We start from the raw sequence: 20,126 nt of genomic DNA on the forward strand, positions 1-20,126 counted from the left end.
GACCGGCGGGTCCGTGCCACCATGAGGCGATGGAGGAGCGGACACTCACCGACGGCACCGTCTGGTTGTCGCGACCGCGCCGGACCGATATCGACACCATCGTGACCCTGTGCCAGGAGCCGTCGGTGGGCGAATGGGTCACGATTCCGCTGCCGTACGGGCGTTCCGACGCGGAAACCTTCCTCGATGAGATGGCCGACCCCGGTTGGGCGGCCCGCAGTCCGACCTGGGCGATTCGCGAAGCGGAGGGCAAGCCGGTCATCGGGATGATCGCGCTCGGCGAACGGGACGAGTCGGCCGCCGAGATCGGATTCTGGCTGGGATCGGAGTTCCGGGGTAAGGGCCTGATGTCGCGCGCGGTGCGGTTGGTCTGCGCATTCGGCTTCGATCCCGAGGGGCTGGGCCTGATCAGGATCAGCTGGCGCGCCTTCGTCGGCAACTATGCCTCGGCTGCGGTGGTGCGTCGCAACGGGTTCCACTACGAGGGCACCGACCGGTTGGGCGGCCTGCAGCGTGGCATCCGACGTGACAGCTGGCTGGGTGCGCGGCTGGTCACCGACCCGCCCGGCCCGGCTTTCGACTGGCCTGCGCACATCGTGGATGCGGATCATTCGGAGACACGTAATCGGTAACGGCCTAGTTTGTGGCGCATCCTGCGAAATTCGTGGCGGCCGACTCGGTCTGCCGCGTAGTTTCACCGGTATGGCCCACGAGGCGCGATTCCGGTGGTTCCGCGAGATCGTCGATCCCGCGCCGGGCGATCGCCTGCTCGAGATCGGCCCCGGCTCGAGCGATTCGCTCGCGGTGCTGGCCGAACCGCTCGACACCGGCTTCATCGTCGGCATCGACCGCTCCGCCACCGCCGTCGAGCGGGCGGCGAAACGGCATGCGGCGCTGATCGAATCCGGGCGGGTCCGGGTGCGTCAACTCGCACTCGAGGAGCTGACCGCCGCGCACGCAGCCGAGTTGGCGCCGGGCGGGTTCGACAAGATCCTCGCGGTCAATGTGAATGTGTTCTGGACCCGCGATCCCGCCACGGAACTGGCGGTGCTGCGCGAATCCCTGGCGCCCGGCGGTGCGCTGCACCTGTTCTACGGCTACGGCCAGCCCGGCGAACACACCTCGACGGCGCCTGCGGACCCTCCGCGCAATCTGATCGACCATCTGACCGGGGCGGGCTTCGACGTCGGCACGGTCACCTCGGGTGAGCTGCTCGGCGTCATCGCCACGCCCCGGTAGATCGTCTCGATCACCGCGGACCTCGGCAGTTCAGCGCTCGCGGCGGCGGGCGACGGCCTCGGCCAGCCGGTCCAGCTGGGCGGCGGTGGTGTTCCAGTCGATGCAGGCGTCGGTGATGGACTGGCCGTAGGTGAGTTCCTCGGCGTGGCCGAGGGTCAGGTCCTGGCGCCCGGCCTCGATGAAGCTCTCCAGCATCACACCGACTACGCCGGGCTCACCAGCCGAAAGCCGGTCGGCGATATCGGTGACCACGTCGACCTGCTTGTTGTGGTCCTTGTTGCTGTTGCCGTGGCTGGCGTCGACGACGATGCGCTTGGGCAGCGACGCCTTCTCCAATCGCAGGCAGGCCTCGGCGACCGAGGCGGCGTCGTAGTTCGGGCCGGTGCTGCCGCCGCGCAGGATGACGTGGCAGTCCGGGTTGCCGGTGGTGCGGATCAGCGCCGCACGTCCGTCGAGGTCGGTACCGGGGAAGACGTGGCTGGCCGCGGCCGCGCGCACGCCGTCGACGGCGACCTGCACGTCACCGTCGGTGCCGTTCTTGATGCCGACCGGCATGGACAGCGCGCTGCTCAGCTGACGATGCACCTGGCTGGCCGCGGTGCGGGCGCCGATCGCGCCGTAGGAGACCAGATCCGCGATGTACTGCGGGGTGATCGGATCGAGGAACTCACACGCCACCGGCAGGCCGAGCGCGGTGATGTCGGTGAGCAGTTTGCGGCCGATGCCGAGCCCGGTGTTGACGTCGAAGCTGCCGTCCAGGTGCGGATCGTTGATCAGGCCCTTCCAGCCGAGGGTGGTGCGCGGCTTCTCGAAGTACACCCGCATCACCACGTGCAGCCGGTCGTCCAGTTCGGCGGCCTTGGCGGCCAGGCGGCGCGCGTAGTCGAGCGCGGCGGCCGGATCGTGCACCGAGCACGGTCCGACGATCACCATGAGGCGGTCGTCATCGCCGTTGAGCACGTCGACGGTGGCCTTGCGGCCGGCGCGGACGGTGTCGGCGAGTTCGTCGGTGATGGCGTGCACAAGGCGAACCTCGGCGGGTGAGCGCAGCGGGCTCACGCTGAGGGTGCGCTGATCGTCGAGATCGGAATGGCGGGAATCGACGTCTACTGCGGTGGTCATCGTGGGGTTGGTTCCTTTTCTCCAGGCCGACCCACGGTGGTGAACCCCGTCGAGCCGGTCATCATCCGGCTCGGGGTGGGAATCTGGTCAGCGCGCGCGGTTGCCGCAGACCGGCCCACCCAGGGCCGGCTTGCTAAACCAGAAATACACGCGCTGCACGGAAGGCACGCTACCACGGGATGAATGGCCGGTGCCCGCCCGGGCGGTGTGCGGTAGCGCGATGTGAGCAGCCACACACCGCCCCGGGACCGCACATCAGAAACTGCCGGGAACGTAACTGCCGGCCGGGGTGTGGGCGATGGCGTTCATCCGGTTCCAGGCGTTGATCGCCGCGATGGCCGCGATCAGGCCGCCGATCTGGTTGTCGTCGTAGTACTTACGCACGAGCTCCCAGGTCTGATCGCTGATGGCGCCGCCGTCGGCGAGGCGGGTGGCCTCTTCGGCGAGGGTGAGTGCGGCACGCTCCTCCTCGGTGAACACGGTGGCCTCGCGCCAGGCGGCGACCAGGTTGATGCGCGTGGGGTCTTCACCGGCGTGCGCGGCGTCCTTGGTGTGCATGTCGACGCAGAAGCTGCATCCGTTGATCTGGCTGGCGCGGATCTTGACCAGTTCGTAGGTGGCCGGCGCCAGACCCGAGTCGTCGATGACCTTGCTCGCGGTGACCAGTCGCTTGGCGAAGCTGGCGGCGATCGGGTTGGCCTGGAGGTTCATACGCGGTTCCATTGTCGGTGCCCTTTCGGTGAATTCGTTGGCTTCACCGAGACGACGACGCGGCACCGGGCAGGTGTGACATGGGCCGATCGTGAACTGGGTCACACCGAGAAGTCGTAGCTGACCCCGGTCAGTTCTTCGGACAGTTTCCACAGGCCACGGGCGGTTTCCTGATCCCTGGATCGGGCGTTCGACCCCGCTCGGCCCGGATGTCCGCGCATGCCACGGAATCCGGTCGGGCCGTAATAGCCACCCGGTTCGACATCGGCGGTGGCCGCGTACAGCTCGGGCAGCGCACCCATCTCGGCGCTCTGCGCGAACAGCCGATTGCCCAGCGACATCACGAGGTCCTGAATCGACTCGGTGTGCGACTGGAGTTCGGTGGCCGCGTATCCGGGATGGGCGGCCACCGAGCGTTTCGACCAGCCGGCCGCGGTCAGCCTGCGTTGCAGTTCGTAGGCGAACAGCAGGTTGGCCAACTTGGCCTGCCCGTAGGCCGGCCAGCGGCGGTATTTGCGGCGCTGCCAGTTGAGATCGTCGAGGTCGATGACGCCGAGCCGGTGCATATCGCTCGACACCGTGACGACCCGATCGGAGATGCGTCCGAGCAGCAGACCGGTGAGCGCGAAATGGCCGAGATGATTTGTGCCGATCTGCATCTCGAAGCCGTCGGCGGTGCGGGCGTACGGTACGGCCATTACGCCCGCGTTGTTGATGAGGACGTCGACCCGGTCAACGGACGCCGCGAACTCCCGCACGGAGGACAGGTCGGCGAGATCGAGCCTGCGCACCTCGGCGAGCGGACCGATCTCCTCGGCGACCACGCGACCCTTGTCGACATTGCGACAGGCGAGCACCACCCGCGCGCCCGCACCGGCCAGGGCCCGTGCGGCGACGGCGCCGAGTCCGCTGTTGGCGCCGGTGACGATGACGGTCCGGCCCTGCTGATCGGGGATGTCGGAGACGCTCCAGCCAGTCATGCGGCGAGTCTACTGGCGGTCGGCCGTGGGCGGCGGTCGAGAAGCGGCCGACTTCGCGGTCCGGCGCCGACACCCCACCCGCCTGAGATAGGGTTGCCTTACCTACATAACTGAACCAGTTTCGCGCACGCACTTATCCCCGAACCGCCCATCCCGCTTGTGAGGCAGACGTGAGTTCCACTTCCACCGCATCCGGCGCCCACCGCGACGGCTACGTGCCGTTTTCCGAGGCCGAGGCCGACCAGTACCGCGCTGCGGGATACTGGTCCGGACGCACCCTGGCCGGTTTGCTGCACGACACCGCCCAGCGGCATCCGGCCCGGACCGCACTGATCGGCGAGCGCTCGCTCACCTACGCCGAGCTCGACGCCGAAGCCGATCGGATGGCGCACGGCCTGCTTGCGCTCGGCCTCACACCGGGCGACCGGGTGGTGGTCCAGCTGCCCAATGTCGCCGAATTCCTGACGGTGCTGTTCGGTGTGCTGCGCGCGGGCATCATCCCGGTGCTCACGCTGCCGGCGCATCGTCGCGCCGAGATCGAGCACCTGGCCGGCCTGTCCGACGCGGTCGCGTACGTGATCGCCGATCAGGCAGGCGATTTCGACTATCGCGAACTGGCCGCGACGGTCCGCGCGAACGTTCCTGGCCTGCGGCACGTGCTCGTGCTCGGCGATCCCGGCGAGTTCACCGCCTTGGATTCGATTCCGGCGCTGGGCGATACCCGTGCGGCCGATGGCGCGAGCCTGCCCGAGATCGACGCCTCCGACATCGCGCTGATGCTCGTTTCGGGTGGCACCACCGGGTTGCCGAAGCTGATCGCCCGCACCCACGACGATTACGTGTACAACGCGACAGCGAGCGCACAGGTCTGCGAACTCACCGAAGACGACGTCTACCTGGCGACCCTGCCCGCCGCGCACAACTTCCCGCTGGCCTGCCCCGGCATCCTCGGCACCGTCAGTGTGGGCGGCGCGGTGGGGTTCGTCGCCGACCCGAGCCCGGAGAACGCCTTCGCGATCATCCAGCAGCACCGCGTGACGGTGACCGCGGTGGTCCCGCCGCTGGCCCAGCTGTGGTGTGCGGCAGTGGAATGGGAAGAGCCCGATCTGAGTTCGCTGCGGCTGCTCCAGGTGGGCGGGGCGAAGCTGGCCGAGGTCAATGCCCGCGATGTCGCGCCTGCGCTCGGCGTGAAGTTGCAGCAGGTGTTCGGCATGGCCGAGGGCCTGCTGAACTACACCCGCCTCGACGATTCCGACGAGCTGATCTGCACCACCCAGGGCCGCCCGCTCTCCCCCGCCGATATCGTGCGCGTGGTCGACGCCGAAGGCAACGAGGTGGCGCCGGACGAGGAGGGTGAGCTGCTCACCAAGGGCCCGTACACGATTCGGGGCTATTACCGCGCCCCCGAGCACAATGCGCGCGCCTTCACCCCCGACGGCTTCTACCGCAGCGGTGACCTGGTGCGCAAGCTGCCCAGCGGACATCTGGTGGTCTCGGGCCGGATCAAGGACGTGATCAACCGCGGCGGCGAGAACATCTCCTGCGATGAACTCGAGGAGCACCTGCTCGCCCATCCGGCGGTCCGGCATGCCGCCGCCGTCGGCCTGCCCGATCCGAGCCTGGGCGAGAAGGTGTGCGCGGTACTGGTGGTGAATGGGCAGATGCCGACGCTGGTGGAGATCAAGACCTTCCTCACCGAGCGCGGCCTTGCCACCTACAAGCTGCCCGATGTACTGCGTCAGGCCGAGACCCTGCCCGTAACTGCGGTCGGCAAGATCGACAAGAAGGCGCTGCAAGCCGAGGGCTGATCCCCGCGGCGCCGGAACCGATCGCCGGTACGCCGCAGCGGTGCCGCAGGGCACGGCCGCGGCTGTTCGGCCGGCCATCGTCCCGCCACCGGCGAACGGCCGAGGGCCGTGCGGCAATCACCGCACGGCCCTCGTCGTGTCGTTATTCGGCTTCGATCTACGCCTTGACGACGTAGGGCGCGATGCTGCCGAGCTTCTCGCAGGTTTCCTCGAACTCACGCTCGGGCCGCGACTGGCCGACGACACCAGCACCGGCGCGCAGCCACGCGCCCTCGGTGGTCTGATACACCGCACGCAGCACCAGCGTGGCCTCCAGCGCACCGGTGGGCGACACCGTCACCACCGCACCGGAATACAGTCCGCGCGGATCGTGATCGAGCCGGAACACCGAATCGACACCGGCCCGCTTGGGGATGCCGGAGGCGGTCACCGACGGGAACAGCACCTCCAGCGCGTCCCAGCTGGACCGGTCCGCGGCCAGCCGTCCGCGCACGGTGGAGGCCAGATGCTGCACACTGCCGCGCTCACGCACCGCCATGAAATCCGAGACGGCGGGAGTACCCGGATCCGCGACCGCGGCGATCTCGGCGAAGGAGGTCTGCACGGAGATCGCGTGCTCGACGATCTCCTTGGGGTCGGCGAGCAGGTCGGCGCGGGCGGCCAGGTCGATCTGATCGCCGAGGCCGAAGGCCCTGGTGCCGGCGAGCGGTTCGGTGGTGACGACCCGGTCCTCGTCGACGGAGGCGACCAATTCCGGGCTGAAACCGGCAGCCTCCAGACCGCCCAATCGCAGCAGGAACGACCGCGCCGGAGTGTTGTTGGCCCGGCCGAGCCGGTAGGTGGCCGGAACGTCGACAGCGAAGGGCAGATCGACCTTCCGCGACAGGATGACCTTCTGGTACTGCCCGGCGTTGATCTCGGCAATGGCCTCGGCGACCCGGCCCTGATAGCCGGTGGGGTCGACCCGGATGTCGACCGGATGCGGCACCGGCAGGTCAAGGCCCTGCGAGCCGGCGATCAGCTCGTGGATGACGTCGGTCTCGGCGTCGGTGGCACCGCTGATTCGCACACCGGCCTCGCCGACGACAACCTCGATTCGCGGAATCATCAGGTGCACCAGCGAGGTTCGCGGCCGCAGATGCGCGGTGGCGCCCAGCGACCAGGCACAGAATTCGAAGCCGATCCAGCCGTAGGCGTTGCGGCCTTCCAGCGGCAGGGTGCCGAGCGCACGGTCGACGACGGCGGCCGGGCTGCCCTCCCACGCACTGGCGGTGGTCTCGCCGTTCCAGCTGACCCGCAGTTCCTCCACGTCCAGCTCGACGCCACCGATCGGGTCCGCGGCGAACACCCATTCCCCCGGGCGTTCGTACATGACGAACTCGCCGAACCGTTCATCGGCCGCCAGCCGGGACATCGCTGCCGCCGGATCGGTCACATACTCAACGCGCGAGCGCTCGTCCGTCGTCGACAACGATCCTCCAAGGTTATGCTGACCTAACTTTGATAGGTAAGGTTAGCATTACCTGTACCGGACGATACTGTGCCCGCAACCACAGCGGGGAAGAGACTCTCGGTCCGGAGTTCCTGCGCGGATCCCGCTGGCGGGCTTGAATAGAGGGATCGTCGTTTCAGCGGAGGGACCACACATGATCGATCGCGGCGGCGCACCGGCCCGCAGCTCGGATGAGCCGGCCATCGGCTCGGTGGTCGCCCTGGTGGAGGCGAGCTCCCGGGTGGAACGCGAACTGGTCGGCGCCTGGCTGGCCGACGGCGGCCTCACCGCCGAACTGGGCACCGACGCACCCATCACTCAGATCGACCTCGACGCCGATGCCATCGCCGACCGATTGACCGGCCGCACCGACAATCCGCTGGTGGTTCCGGTCCGAGTGCTCTGGCTGCCGCCCGAACGCGAGGGCGTTCGCCGCACCACCTTCGCCGATCTGGCCACGCTCACCAACCCGCGCAAACCGCATCGGCTGGCCCAGCGCAGGCTGGTGCGCCGCGAGCCGGACCGCCATGTCGTGCTCACCGGCCGTCCGGCCCGGCTCAGCGAGCTGCGCGCCAATAATCCCGAGGCGGCGGCGCTGGATATCGCGGGCACCTCGGAGCCGTTCGCGCGCGCGATCCTGCGCGCGGGTGTGCTCGCATTGGAACGCGCCGAACGCACCGTCATCGGCGATCGGTACAAGGTGCCGCGGCTGGTGGCCGAGGAGATCCTCGATTCGCCGGACTTCCTGCGCAGGCTCGATCTCATCGCCGACCGCATCGGCGCGAGCAGACACGAGGTGTATCGCAGGGCCGAGAAGTCGCTGCATGAGCTGGTCGCCGCGCAGAGCAGGCTGGTCTCGGATCTGTTCACCCAGGCCATGCGGCCGGTGCACGCCTCGACCTGGAAGGTGGACTGCGACGAATCCGGCCTCGACGCCCTGCGTGATTTCAACCGCCGCTACCCGCTGGTGTTCCTGCCCTCGCACCGCTCCTACGTCGACGCCTTCGTCCTCGGTGATGTGCTCGCCCGCAATGATTTCCCGCCCAACCACGTCATCGGCGGGGCCAACCTGCGCTTCTGGCCGATGGGGCCGATCGCCCGGCGTACCGGCACGATCTTCATCCGGCGCAGCTTCGGCGACGATGAGGTCTACAAGGCCGTCGTCGAGGAGTACTTCGGCTACCTGCTGGCCAAACGGTTCAACCTGGAATGGTATTTCGAGGGCGGACGTACCCGCACCGGCAAACTGCGCCCACCGCGCTACGGCCTGCTGAACTATCTGGCCGCCGCCGTGCGCTGGAACCGCATCGACGACGTGATGCTGGTGCCGGTGTCGATCACCTACGAACGCCTCAACGAGCTCGGCGCCATCGCCAGCGAACAATCGGGCGGCAAGAAGAAACCCGAGGGCTTGGCGTGGCTGGCCAGATATGTGCGCAGCCAGCAACATTCGGCCGGCCACGTCTACGTGCGGTTCGGCGCGCCGCTATCGGCGCGGGAGCGGCTGGCCGCGCACGGCGACCCGCTCACCGCGCCGCCGCTGTCGATTCCGCTGCACCGTGCCGACGGCACCGCGCCGCCTATCATCGACGCCGGCGACGAGGTGGGCGAGCTGGAACGTAAAGCGGTGCAGCGGCTGGCGTTCGAGATAGCCGTCGGCATCAACGAGGTCACCCCGATCACCGTCAACGCGCTGGCCACCCTCGCCCTGCTCGGCGTGCACGAACGCGCGCTCACCCTGCGCGAAGTGTGCGATCTGCTGGCGCCGGTGCTCGATTACATCGAGCGCCGCGATCTGCCGCGCGGTGAGGTGGCGGCGCTGCGCGATGAGCAGAGCCTCGAGGTGGTGCTGGAGCAGTTGTCGCTGGCCAAGGTGGTCACGGTGTATCGCGGTGGGCTGGAGCCGGTCTACTCCATCGAATCCGGGGCCTATCTGGAGGCGGCGTTCTACCGCAACAGCGCCGTGCACTGGTTCGTCAACCGGGCGATCGTGGAACTGTCGATCCTGGCGGCGGTCGACAAGGCCACCCAGGAACTCGACGACGGCGCCGACACCGACCCACTGCGCACCGGCTGGGAAGAGGCCTTCCGACTACGTGACCTGCTCAAATTCGAGTTCTTCTTCCCCGAACGCAACGAGTTCTCCGAGCAGCTGACCGCCGAGATGCTACTGATCGACCCGGACTGGAACCACCGCACCAGAGACACCCTGAGCGTGGAGATCCTGGCCCAGCTCACCGCCTCCGGCTTCATGATGGCCCACCGGGTGCTGCGCTCGTTCTTCGACGCCCAGCTGGTGGTGGCCGAGCGGCTGGCCGATCGCGGCGATGCGGCGATCGAGGACCGCAAACAGTTCATCGACGAATGCGTCGCGGTGGGTAAGCAGATGCTGTTGCAGCAGCGGCTGCACAGCCCCGAATCGGTCTCGACCGAATTGTTCACCAGTGCACTCAAATTGGCCGCCAACTACGATCTGGTCGAACCCGACGATGCCACCGGGTTGGCCGACCGTCGTGCCGAATTCGCCGAACGGCTGCGCGTCATCGGAATCCGGATCGCGCGCGCCGCGGCGCTCGATCCGTCCAATCTCCCGGTCTCGGAGCGATAGTGGGCAGCGAGGAGCGGATGAGCGCGCTGGAACTGGATGCCGCGCATTCCGATATCGAGTCGGTGCTGGCCGCGATCCGGGTCGGGCCGCAGGGGCCGGGTGTCGCGGCGGTGTTCGAGCTGGGCGGCGTCGTGCTCGACGGATTCGAGTCCGCGCCGTCGCATCGCCCGTTGCCTCGGCGCAGCGGCGATCGCGACCAGCAGCTGGTCCGGGTGCTGCTCGACGGTATCCGCGCTCACCCGGACGACGGTTCGCACGGCCGGTTTCTCGGCGCAGCTGCCCAGGCGCTGGCCGGCTCGACCGAATCCGATCTCGACGAGATCGGTGCCGGGCTGTTCAGACGCACGCTCTACGGGCGCATCCATCCGGAGGCGTGGCGGCTGATCCGGGCTCACCGAGCGGCCGGGCATACCGTCGTCCTGGTCTCCTCCGGCACCCGGTTCACCCTCGAACCGGTCGCGGCCGCCCTCGGCATCGAGCACACCCTCTGCACCCGGATGGCCACCGAGGACGGCGTGCTGACCGGATATCCCGACGGCCGGGCCCTCTGGCGCTCGGGGAAGGCCGAGGCGATCCGAGAGTTCGCCGCCGCGTCCGGTATCGAACTGCGCACCAGCTTCGCCTATGCCGCCGACGGCACCGACCTGCCGACCTTGTCGTCGGTGGGATTTCCGATCGCGGTGAATCCCGATCCGGCACTGTCTGTCACCTGCGCCGAAAAGGACTGGCCCGCGCTCTCCTTTCGCCCGCGCCGTCCGGCGCGCCGCGTGGACATCGCCCGCACGGTCGCGGGCTTCGCCGCCCTCATCGCCGGTGCGATCACCGGAGTCCTGGTGAAGTCCTACACCCGCGACCGCAGGTCGATGGCCGACGCCCTGATGAAGTTCGGCACCGGCGCCACCCTGCGCGCCACCGGAGTCCGGTTGCGGGTCACCGGCGAGCACAATGCCCGTTCGCCGCGGCCTGCGGTGTTCGTCTTCAATCATCAGAGCCAGTACGACGTGATCGTCGTCCCGGCCGTGCTCGGCGGCGGGGTCACCGGCATCGGGAAAAAGGAGCTGACCAAGAATCCGGTGTTCGGGCCGCTGATGCGGTTCGTCGGCGTCACCTTCATCGACCGTACCGATACCGCTCGCGCCAAGGCGTCGCTCGAACCGGTGGTGCACACCTTGCGCGATGGGCTGTCCATCGCGGTGGCGCCGGAGGGCACCCGCTCCTTCACGCCCGAAGTGGGCCGGTTCAAGAAGGGCGCGTTCCATATCGCGATCCAGGCGGGGGTGCCGGTGATTCCGGTGGTGATCCGCAATGCGGGCGAGGTGTCGTGGCGCGATTCGATGGTGGTGCGTCCGGGTGTGGTGGATGTGGCGGTGCTGGATCCGATCGACGTCAGCGGGTGGGATCCGGCGAATATGCATGACGACGTGGAGCGGGTGCGTCAGCTGTTCATCGATACGTTGCTCGACTGGCCGGAGTAGGCCCCAGGCGCTCATCGCGGCCACTGCCCGCGCCATCCAGGCTCGGTCATACACGACTACGGCCCGCATCCTGGTGGGATGCGGGCCGTTCGCCGAATTGTGGCGCGGGTCAGACCGCGCGGCCGAAGAGCAGCTTCCACGGCATGAGCGCCGATTCCAGCTGCACCTTGAGGCTCATCTTGGAGGCGCCGAGGGTGCGTTCCTCGAAGCGGATGGGCACCTCGGCGATGGTGATGCCCTTCTTGACGGTGCGGTAGTTCATCTCGACCTGGAACGAGTAGCCGTTGCTGCGGATCGAGCCGACGTCGATGGCGCGCAGGGTGTCGGCCTTCCAGGCCTTGAAGCCCGCGGTGGCGTCCTTGACGCCCAAGCGCAGGATCAGGTTGACGTAGAAGTTCGCCCAAGCCGAGAGGGCCTTGCGGTACCACTTCCATTCCTCGGCGGTCGAGCCGCCGGGCACGTAGCGCGAGCCGAGCACGACTCCGGCGTCGGTGCTGGTGAGCTTGTCCAGCATGGCCGGGATGACTTCGGCGGGGTGGGAGAGATCGGCGTCCATCTGGATCACCACGTCGGCGCCTTCGTCGAGGGCTCGGGTGATGCCCGCGATGTAGGCGCGGCCGAGGCCGTCCTTCTCGGTGCGGTGCAGTACGCCTACGACGTTGGGGAGTTCGGCGGCGAGCTTGTCGGCGACTTCGCCGGTGCCGTCCGGCGAGTTGTCGTCCACCACGAGCACGTGCAGGTCGGCCACCGGTAGCGCGGTCAGCCGTTCCACCGCAACGGGCAGATTTTCGCGCTCGTTGTAGGTCGGCACAACAACGGTAACCCTCAAGGGTCGCCCTCCCTGCTCACCTGGTCGCGCCCGGGAACCCGTACGCAGGCCGCGAGCGATCGTCTGATTTCTCGTGAACGGTAGCTGATCCGCCTCCCCGCGAATTCAGCGCACCAGGCCCACACTCTGCCATCTCACCGCGCCCGACGCACATCCGGTGATCTTGCGAACACCACCGTTCGCCCGAATGCGTTTGCCGCCCAGCCCCCGCCCGCCTGTTCTTGGACCTCGCTCAGTTACCTCCGTCACGCCACTGCTGGTCCCGCGCGTCCTCGGCGGCATTGCGTTCCCGCACGATCTCCAACGCCCGCTCCGCCGTCGCCTGATCCGGAAACGGCCCGAGCCGATCCGCAAACCAGCACCGTTTCCCCTGCTCGGCCCGCTTGTGCTTGAGGCAGTAATACCAGGAATCAGCCATACCCCCAGCATTCCACCGAGCCTGCCGGCCGACATCGGAAATGAGCCGACCATCCGCGCCGGTTCGCGCCCGATCACTCCCGGGAGTGATCGGGCGAACACTTCCGGACTACGGAAAGCTTGCGATCGCCTCGCGCACCAACCGGGTGAGATCGCTGCCACCCGAGCACCAGTTCTCCTCGCCCGACAACACGATCTCGCCGACAGCCGCGGCGACGGCGACGACGTAGGGCCCGTCCGTCCAGAACCCGAACATGGGACTACCGGACTGCCTCGGCCTGAAATCTGCGGCGGTCGTCATCGCCCGGCCACTGCCGTAGTCCCACTCATCCTCGTCCATCTTCTTGTCCCGCTGGAAGTAGGGAAACGTGGCGGCCGCCCCGGTCGGGATGTCGCCGGCGTATCCGATATTCCACCAGACGTTTTCGTCGTCCCATGAGCTGTCGTAGGTCCGCACGCCCAAAGAGCCGAACCGGTCCCCGAGCCGCTGGTCGGTCACCAAGACCGCGTAATCCTCGTCGATCGTGGAATAGGTGGGATCGCTGGTGAGCTTGGTGAAGGCCATCCGCCGGAACGTTCGTGCGGTGGCCTGGATCGCCGAACCCGCGCGGTGCACTTGAATCACCTCGGCCGGGCCACCCCAGTCGACGACGTGGCTCGCGGTGAGAACATGCCGAGGCCCGACGATGACTCCCGATCCGGCCGCCACCCGGCCCTGGATGTGGCATACGCAGACCCACGGGTACCTGAGGTCGCTGTAGATGTTGCGGTCGTCCGGCGGATAGATGATCAAGGGCTTGAACGGCACACCACGGAGTTCCAGCCGTGGCGGCCGCGGTCGTGGCGGGGCCTTCGGACGCAGCGTCGACCCCACCCAGTCCGGTCGTTGCGGTTGTATCGGATCATCGGCACCCATCCCCTTGTCGATGAACACCGCCTTGGCGTCTCCCGGATCCGCAAGGTCCGACCAGAGCGCGGAAAGATTTTCCGGCACGTCGGCTTCTTCAGCGGCCTCGAAAGTCTCCAGTTGATCGCGTAGTTCGGCCCAAGTCAGCGGCCGGTCCGACTCTGACGTTGTGCCTTCGCTGTCGTACGACATCACGTCACCTTCCTGCGTTCTTCTGATCCCGACCTGGAAGAGGATCTGCGGGTAGACGGCGGCGAACTGCCTTCGCCCGCTGGCATCACTCGCATCGCCACCGATGACCGGGTTTCGAGGCCGGACTCGTCGCGGCCTGCTCGAGCGGGCATTCCAGATGCCGGCCAGGGACATCTGGGCGTTGCTGTCGTTGAAGAACCCGCGGCGCGCACGGCGACGCGATGACCAGGGCACCAGCCCGCCCCAACGGACACAGCGGCGTAATCTAGCCACCTTCAGGTTCGGAATGACGATGGTGTCGCCGTCCACGGTTTCGAGCACCGCTTGAACTGGGCCCTCACGCCCGGACCGAAATCGTCGAGCTGCGCAAATAGCGCGCTACAGAAAAATTGTTCGAGCGAGACCCGATTTTGTCAAGATACCTGAGCGCCAAAAGCGTTACTGGGCCTGCGCATGACCACGAGCCGAAAAATCCCCTAGCCGAGTCCTCAGCCAGGGGGATGGGGTGGCCAGGGCCGGGATCGAACCGGCGACCTTCCGCTTTTCAGGCGGACGCTCGTACCAACTGAGCTACCTGGCCGCAGGCACCCGAACGGAATGCCATACGTGAAACGCCGGATTTCTCCGGCGTTTACTTGCGACCCTGACGGGACTCGAACCCGCGACCTCCGCCGTGACAGGGCGGCGCGCTAACCAACTGCGCCACAGGGCCTTGCTCTACTGCTCCACAGTCCGAAGACTGTACCCCCTACGGGATTCGAACCCGCGCTACCGCCTTGAAAGGGCGGCGTCCTAGGCCGCTAGACGAAGGGGGCTCGTCCCGGATTTCTCCGGACCGGCTTTACAACGGCTGTCCGTTGGGAGCTCGCATAGCTTATGACAAGGTTGCGAGGTTTCCCAAACCGGCTGGTCAGAGGGCTAAACCGAGCTCTTCCAGGCGAGCGCCCGCGCGCCAGCCCTCACGCCGGAACCGCTCCACCCATTCCGGCGTGGACATGGATTCGATCACCACTTCGAGCGCCTCCTGGAAGCGGGAGCGCAGATCGACCCCGTTGCCGAACAGGTCGATGAAGTAGCGGGGGGGGGCCAGCGCGGCCGCGAGGGTGCGGGCGAAGCGGTCGGGGTCGGCGTCGGCCCGCAGCTGCCCCTGTTCGATCGCGCGCACGGCGAGCGCGCGGGTGGCGCGCGCGATGATGCGGCCGCCGCCGTTGGGGACCTCGCGATAGAAGTCGGGCTCGATGATGAGCCGGAATTCGGCCTGGACGATGATGTCGTGTTCGAGCCGAAGCGCGATCTCGTCGAGCATGCCGTGCATGACGTCGAGCGGGCCGAGATCGGTGCGGGCGAGCCAGCGATCGGCCGAGAACCGATATCGATCGAGTGCGGTGTCGAGGACCGCCCTGGCCAGATCTTCCTTGGAATCGAAATGGAAGTACATGGCGCCCTTGGTGGCTCGCGATCCTTCCAGTATGCGGTTGAGCGATGCGGCGGCGTAGCCGCTCTTGCCGAACTCAACGGCGGCGGACCTGATTATCGCCGCACGTGTCCGGCGGGCCCGCTCTTGCTGCCGTGCCATCTTCGAAACGCCTCCGAAGCCTTGTGGAGCCCAAGGGGTTCCACCCCGGCGGGCTCCTTCGCCGCCAAAGCGAGCCCGAATGGAAACAGGCTATTGGCGCGAATTTATGAGTTTTATCAACACTTACAACAGGGTTTTCGCCCCGGATACAGACTTTTGGTACGAAAACTAGGCGAGAAACCCGAAACACACCGACTGGTATAATTTTCCTGCCCGGGTGCGCCGCAGGGGGTGCGCATCCGGGCTTTTTCGTCGTCGCGCTTTCCGTCGTCCCCGATTTGCCTCCTGGCGGCGTCAACTCATGGGAAGCCCCGAATTCACCGATTCGCCACGGTACCCGGAATTGTCACCCGACACGCGGCAAACCGTAAGAGTGAGGTTGCCGGCGAGGCCGACTCCGGCCGCAGCTAACATCACGCAACAACTAGGATGGACCGGCGGATACCGAATCGGCAAGCGACACAGCGTCGTTGGAGTATTCGGCTACCGTGTTCCGCACCCGGAATCCATTACACCCGCCACCGCCGCAGACATCGACCGCCCAGCGTGCGCGGGTATCCAAACTCCTTGGTATGCAACATGTTTGAATGATATATCGCCGCTCCGAGCACAGCCAAGGCCACCCTCGCCCCGCCCGCAAGCCCCCGTGACACCACCTCGGACCCGCCGCCACACCCCTGGCCCCGGTACCACCGCGTCCGCCCGCGACGACTCACCACCGCCCCCGGTTACGAGAAACCACGCCTGCCCATTACACTTGCCAACCGCGCCCCTATAGCTCAGTTGGTAGAGCTACGGACTTTTAATCCGCAGGTCCCAGGTTCGAGCCCTGGTGGGGGCACCGCACGGGCGCCCGGTTCCGCATCGGGCGCCCGAGGTGTTTCCGGGGGCGAATCCGCACCGCCGCAGGTGGTTCCGTACTGCCGGGCGGCCCGACGCAGGTCCGCGGGCGAGCGGGACGTCGTGGGCGTGGGGCAGCATCCGGGGCCGGCGTGGGGCAGAAATGGGGCAAAGTAGGTCCTCGCCCATGCGGCGGCGGATCGCGGGGCCGGAGTTCGCGGACCTCGCCACCGCACGCTCCATCTGAGTGATACCGCACAAGATCACCTGGTCGGCTAACGCCGGGGCGGGGCGCGGCGATAGACCCCTCGCTGCGGAGCGAAGTCCTACACTCGCTAGTAGTTGCCGAGCGCCAACGACGGCGTATGACGTCCATCACCCCGAGAATTCCGTGACTGGATGCGTTTCGCATCACACCTACGGTGCCGTAAGGTATGGCCGCATCGGCAACGGTCAAACCTGAGGGGGGCGACCCGCAAGACCGCATAGATGAAGGGCTGATACATGGCAAGGGATCTGACTCAACTCGAGCTGCTGACGGAGTTGGAGCCGGTTGCCGAAGAGAACGTCAACCGGCACCTGTCCCTGGCAAAGGAATGGCATCCGCACGACTACGTCCCGTGGGACGACGGCCGCAATTTCGCCGCACTCGGTGGCGTCGACTGGGACCCGGAACAGTCGAAGCTGAGTGAAGTCGCCAAAGCAGCGATGATCACCAACCTGCTGACCGAGGACAACCTGCCCTCGTACCACCGGGAAATCGCCGAGAACTTCTCCCAGGACGGCGCCTGGGGCACCTGGGTCGGACGCTGGACCGCCGAGGAGAATCGCCACGGCATCGTGATGCGCGATTACCTGGTGGTCACCCGCGGCGTCGACCCGGTCGCGCTCGAAGAAGCGCGCATGATCCACATGACCAACGGTTTCGCCTCCCCCGCCGAGGCCGACGCCGGCTTCCTGCACTCGGTCGCCTACGTCACATTCCAGGAACTCGCCACCCGCGTCTCGCACCGCAACACCGGCAAGGTCTGCGACGACCCGATCGCCGACCGCATGCTGCAGCGCGTCGCCGCCGACGAGAACCTGCACATGATCTTCTACCGCAACATGTGCGGCGCGGCCCTGGATCTGGCGCCCGACCAGACGCTCGAAGCCATCACGCTCATCCTGGAGAACTTCCAGATGCCCGGCGCCGGTATGCCCAACTTCCGCCGCAACGGCGTGTTGATGGCCAAGCACGGCATCTACGACCTGCGCCAGCACCTCGAGGACGTGGTGGAGCCGGTGCTGAAGAAGTGGAACATCTTCGATCGCACCGACTTCACCCCGCGCGGCGAGGCCGTCCGCGAACGCCTCGGCAACTTCCTGGAGAAGCTGGGCAAGGACGTCGTGAAGTTCGAAGAGCAGCGCGACCGGATGCTGGCCCGCGAGGCCGCCAAGCGCGAACGCGAACTGGCGAGCTCGGCCGCGAGCTGATCCGCGAGTCACCGCAGACGAAAGCGCCGCCGTCCGGATCGGACGGCGGCGCTTTCGCGTTCCGAGTGGCTGCTACTTCAGCGGCAGCGCACCGTCGACGCCGCCCACATCGGTGATCTTCCAGCCGGAGTTCTCATCGAGGGTCACGCTGTAGCTGACGGTGGTCTGCGCGCCTTCCGGAGTCTGAGCATTGGTGGAGTTCACGTTGACGAACACGCTCACCTGGTAGATGCCGTTCTGCTCCGACATCACCTTCGCGGTGACCGGCGACGCGGTGGAGGTCCACTTCAGCGGGACCAGGATGCGCTCGAGCTTCGGCGCGGTGCTGTCGAACTTGCTCGCCAGCTGATCGGTGGTGCCTGCCTTGAGCTTGCCCACCCAGCCATTGATGTCCTGGTAGTTCACCGTCGCCGCGCCGACGGCGTAGTCGGTGGCGACCTGTTCGGCGCGGGCCGCGGCCGCCTCGCGGGCCTCCCGATCGGCGACGTCGCCGCGGGCCGACCACCACAGCGCCGCGAACACCACGGTGGCGATCGCGAGCGCGCCGATGACGGCGCCACGGACGATGGTGGAGACCTGCACCGAAACGGTGCCTGGCCGGTTGTTATCGGGTGTCGGCGCCGTCGGAGCCGCGTCGGCTTCCTTGTCGATGGTCGCGGTGGCGCCGCTTCCGGAGTGCTCGGTCATTGATCCTCTTTCGATCGCATACCGCATCGCACAAACTCCCCGGCGGCGATGCCTTGCGGACACCAGGCTAACGACTTGGTCACAAGTACCTCGAACCGAGGGTCACATACACCATCTGACCGGCCGAACGCCGAACACCCGGGTGTGAGCCGATCGTCGCGGTGAGCAGTAGTGCACGGATGAGACACTGGAGGGCGTGACGATGACGACGAGCGAGCTGAGCACCGGGCTGCGGATCGGGCCGTATCCGGTCGATCCGGCGGTCGTGCTCGCGCCGATGGCCGGAATCACGAATCTGGCGTTCCGCAAACTCTGCCGCGAATTCGGCAGCCCCACCTCGATCTATGTCTGCGAGATGATCACCGCGCGGGCCGTGGTGGAACGCAATGAGAAGACGCTGCACATGATGTCGTTCGACGAGGACGAGCATCCGCGGTCGATGCAGCTCTACGGCGTGGACCCGGCGACGCTCGGCGAGGCCGTTCGCATCATCGTCGGCGAGGGCTGGGCCGACCACATCGACCTCAACCTCGGCTGCCCGGTCCCCAAGGTCACCAGGCTCGGTGGCGGCGCGGCGCTGCCGTACAAGCGCGCGCTGTTCGCCAGGATCGTGCGCGCGATGGTGGCAGGGGCCGAGCCCGCCGGGGTCCCGGTGACGGTGAAGTTCCGCATCGGCATCGACGACGACCACCTCACCTACCTGGACGCGGGCCGGATCGCCGAAGCGGAGGGCGCCAAGGCCGTCGCTCTGCACGCACGCACGGCCGCCCAGCGGTATTCCGGGCAGGCCGACTGGTCGGCGATCGCCCGGCTCAAGCAGGCCGTCACCACGATTCCGGTGCTCGGCAACGGTGACATCTTCTCCGCCGACGACGCGGTGCGGATGATGGCCGAGACCGGCTGCGACGGCGTGGTGGTCGGGCGCGGATGCCTCGGGCGGCCGTGGCTGTTCGCCGAATTGCAGGCCGCATTGCGTGGCGAACCGCTGCCCGAGCCGCCGAACCTCGGTCGCGTCGGCCAGGTGCTGTACCGGCACGGCGCGCTGCTGGCCGAGCATCTCGGCGAAGATAAAGCCATGCGTGACCTGCGCAAACATATGGCCTGGTACCTGATGGGCTTCCCGGTCGGCGCCGATCTGCGCCGCTCCTTCGCGACGGTGTCGAGTCTGGTGCAGCTCGAAGACCTCATCGGTCAGCTCGACCCCGCCGTGCCGTTCCCCCGTGACGCCGAGGGCCCGCGCGGGCGCCAGGGCTCGCCGGGCAAGGTGGCGCTGCCGCACGGCTGGCTCGACGATCCCGACGATCCTGCCGTCCCCGCCGGCGCCGACCTGATGCACAGCGGCGGGTGATCCGCCCGGCGATACCTCTGCGGCAACCGTTCAGCATTCGCTTCGGCATATGACGTTTCGGCCGAGTCGGGCTCTCGTCGGGTGGCCGACCGTGGCGGAATCGTTATCATTGCGGAATCACTTCGGTCGGCCGGAGGCGGCGGCAACAGCGCGACGCCCGGCCGAACAGCGGTAAGACTGGAACACAGCAGTCGGGCCGGGCACTGAGGCAGAACGAAAAGCGAGGTTCGTTGGTGGGTGACGATCGGCACGGGCATTCGCCACGGCCCGGAGGTCGCGCCCCGTGGGAGCGGTATCCCGCGGCGGGTTCCCCCGAACGGGACGGCTCCGACGCGCCGCGCAGAGCCCGTCACGCCGACCCCGCGGACTCCGAATCCGCCGCGATCTCGGTGCAGGATCTGGTCAACCGGGTCGACAGC

The 20,126-nt window shown here is 67.4% G+C and carries 16 protein-coding genes and 4 tRNA genes; 8 read left to right on the forward strand and 12 right to left on the reverse strand.

From position 1 onward, the window contains the following. The first annotated feature begins 29 nt into the window (after positions 1–29). Together AC5W7N_RS01590 and AC5W7N_RS01595 are read left to right on the forward strand one after the other, a co-directional pair. Positions 30–632: a GNAT family N-acetyltransferase gene (locus AC5W7N_RS01590; RefSeq protein ID WP_195020566.1), complete on the forward strand. Its 603-nt coding sequence runs from the start codon at positions 30–32 to the stop codon at positions 630–632. 70 nt (positions 633–702) lie between these two features. Next, entirely contained in the window at positions 703–1,239 is a 537-nt protein-coding gene (locus AC5W7N_RS01595; protein WP_195020565.1) for a class I SAM-dependent methyltransferase, read from the forward strand. A gap of 30 nt (positions 1,240–1,269) precedes the next feature. On the opposite strand, the gene AC5W7N_RS01600 is transcribed toward AC5W7N_RS01595, so the two are convergent. The 3 genes from AC5W7N_RS01600 to AC5W7N_RS01610 all read right to left on the reverse strand — a co-directional run bounded on the left by AC5W7N_RS01600 (position 1,270) and on the right by AC5W7N_RS01610 (position 4,052). Next, the gene (locus tag AC5W7N_RS01600; RefSeq protein WP_163814233.1) at positions 1,270–2,361 is read right to left on the reverse strand and encodes a 3-deoxy-7-phosphoheptulonate synthase; all 1,092 of its coding nucleotides are present in this window, start codon (positions 2,359–2,361) and stop codon (positions 1,270–1,272) included. Between the two features lie 255 nt (positions 2,362–2,616). Then, on the reverse strand, positions 2,617–3,084 hold the full coding sequence (locus AC5W7N_RS01605) for a carboxymuconolactone decarboxylase family protein (protein WP_163814232.1): 468 nt from the start codon (positions 3,082–3,084) through the stop codon (positions 2,617–2,619). 89 nt (positions 3,085–3,173) lie between these two features. Next, on the reverse strand, positions 3,174–4,052 hold the full coding sequence (locus AC5W7N_RS01610; protein WP_194989815.1) for an oxidoreductase: 879 nt from the start codon (positions 4,050–4,052) through the stop codon (positions 3,174–3,176). Between the two features lie 170 nt (positions 4,053–4,222). On the opposite strand from AC5W7N_RS01610, the gene AC5W7N_RS01615 reads away from it, so the two are divergent. Continuing rightward, positions 4,223–5,860 carry a (2,3-dihydroxybenzoyl)adenylate synthase gene (locus AC5W7N_RS01615; protein WP_495923124.1) on the forward strand — a complete coding sequence of 546 codons (1,638 nt, stop codon included), beginning with the start codon at positions 4,223–4,225 and terminating at the stop codon, positions 5,858–5,860. A 157-nt stretch (positions 5,861–6,017) separates the two neighbouring features. Here AC5W7N_RS01615 and AC5W7N_RS01620 read toward each other — a convergent pair whose 3' ends face one another. Then, on the reverse strand, positions 6,018–7,331 hold the full coding sequence (locus tag AC5W7N_RS01620; protein WP_163814229.1) for a salicylate synthase: 1,314 nt from the start codon (positions 7,329–7,331) through the stop codon (positions 6,018–6,020). A 175-nt stretch (positions 7,332–7,506) separates the two neighbouring features. On the opposite strand from AC5W7N_RS01620, the gene AC5W7N_RS01625 reads away from it, so the two are divergent. Then, positions 7,507–9,960 (forward strand): glycerol-3-phosphate 1-O-acyltransferase, encoded by a 2,454-nt coding sequence (locus AC5W7N_RS01625; RefSeq protein WP_194989813.1) that lies wholly within the window; start codon positions 7,507–7,509, stop codon positions 9,958–9,960. A 17-nt stretch (positions 9,961–9,977) separates the two neighbouring features. Next, positions 9,978–11,435 carry an HAD-IB family hydrolase gene (locus AC5W7N_RS01630; protein ID WP_194989812.1) on the forward strand — a complete coding sequence of 486 codons (1,458 nt, stop codon included), beginning with the start codon at positions 9,978–9,980 and terminating at the stop codon, positions 11,433–11,435. Positions 11,436–11,544: 109 nt separating this feature from the next. On the opposite strand, the gene AC5W7N_RS01635 is transcribed toward AC5W7N_RS01630, so the two are convergent. The 7 genes from AC5W7N_RS01635 to AC5W7N_RS01665 form a co-directional block, all read right to left on the reverse strand. Then, positions 11,545–12,246, reverse strand: a complete 702-nt coding sequence (locus AC5W7N_RS01635; RefSeq protein ID WP_163814300.1) for a polyprenol monophosphomannose synthase — start codon at positions 12,244–12,246, stop codon at positions 11,545–11,547. A gap of 250 nt (positions 12,247–12,496) precedes the next feature. Next, positions 12,497–12,682: a hypothetical protein gene (locus AC5W7N_RS01640; protein ID WP_163814226.1), complete on the reverse strand. Its 186-nt coding sequence runs from the start codon at positions 12,680–12,682 to the stop codon at positions 12,497–12,499. 108 nt (positions 12,683–12,790) lie between these two features. Beyond that, entirely contained in the window at positions 12,791–14,101 is a 1,311-nt protein-coding gene (locus AC5W7N_RS01645; protein WP_495923125.1) for a trypsin-like serine peptidase, read from the reverse strand. Between the two features lie 185 nt (positions 14,102–14,286). Then, positions 14,287–14,360, reverse strand: a tRNA-Phe gene (locus tag AC5W7N_RS01650). A gap of 58 nt (positions 14,361–14,418) precedes the next feature. Further along, positions 14,419–14,492 (reverse strand) — tRNA-Asp (locus tag AC5W7N_RS01655). A 30-nt stretch (positions 14,493–14,522) separates the two neighbouring features. Then, positions 14,523–14,595: transfer RNA gene (locus AC5W7N_RS01660), tRNA-Glu, on the reverse strand. 95 nt (positions 14,596–14,690) lie between these two features. After that, positions 14,691–15,356, reverse strand: coding sequence for a TetR family transcriptional regulator (locus tag AC5W7N_RS01665; protein ID WP_495923126.1), 666 nt, complete (start codon positions 15,354–15,356; stop codon positions 14,691–14,693). 768 nt (positions 15,357–16,124) lie between these two features. On the opposite strand from AC5W7N_RS01665, the gene AC5W7N_RS01670 reads away from it, so the two are divergent. Both AC5W7N_RS01670 and AC5W7N_RS01675 read left to right on the forward strand, forming a co-directional pair. Next, positions 16,125–16,197: transfer RNA gene (locus AC5W7N_RS01670), tRNA-Lys, on the forward strand. Positions 16,198–16,700: 503 nt separating this feature from the next. Continuing rightward, positions 16,701–17,672, forward strand: a complete 972-nt coding sequence (locus tag AC5W7N_RS01675) for an acyl-ACP desaturase (RefSeq protein ID WP_014348908.1) — start codon at positions 16,701–16,703, stop codon at positions 17,670–17,672. Positions 17,673–17,744: 72 nt separating this feature from the next. On the opposite strand, the gene AC5W7N_RS01680 is transcribed toward AC5W7N_RS01675, so the two are convergent. Beyond that, positions 17,745–18,359 (reverse strand): hypothetical protein, encoded by a 615-nt coding sequence (locus AC5W7N_RS01680; protein WP_194989810.1) that lies wholly within the window; start codon positions 18,357–18,359, stop codon positions 17,745–17,747. A 202-nt stretch (positions 18,360–18,561) separates the two neighbouring features. Here AC5W7N_RS01680 and dusB point away from each other — a divergent pair, with 202 nt between their 5' ends. Further along, positions 18,562–19,707: a tRNA dihydrouridine synthase DusB gene (gene dusB / locus AC5W7N_RS01685; protein WP_163817278.1), complete on the forward strand. Its 1,146-nt coding sequence runs from the start codon at positions 18,562–18,564 to the stop codon at positions 19,705–19,707. The last annotated feature ends 419 nt before the right edge of the window (positions 19,708–20,126 follow it).

It is taken from the genome of Nocardia sp. CDC519, assembly GCF_059509835.1.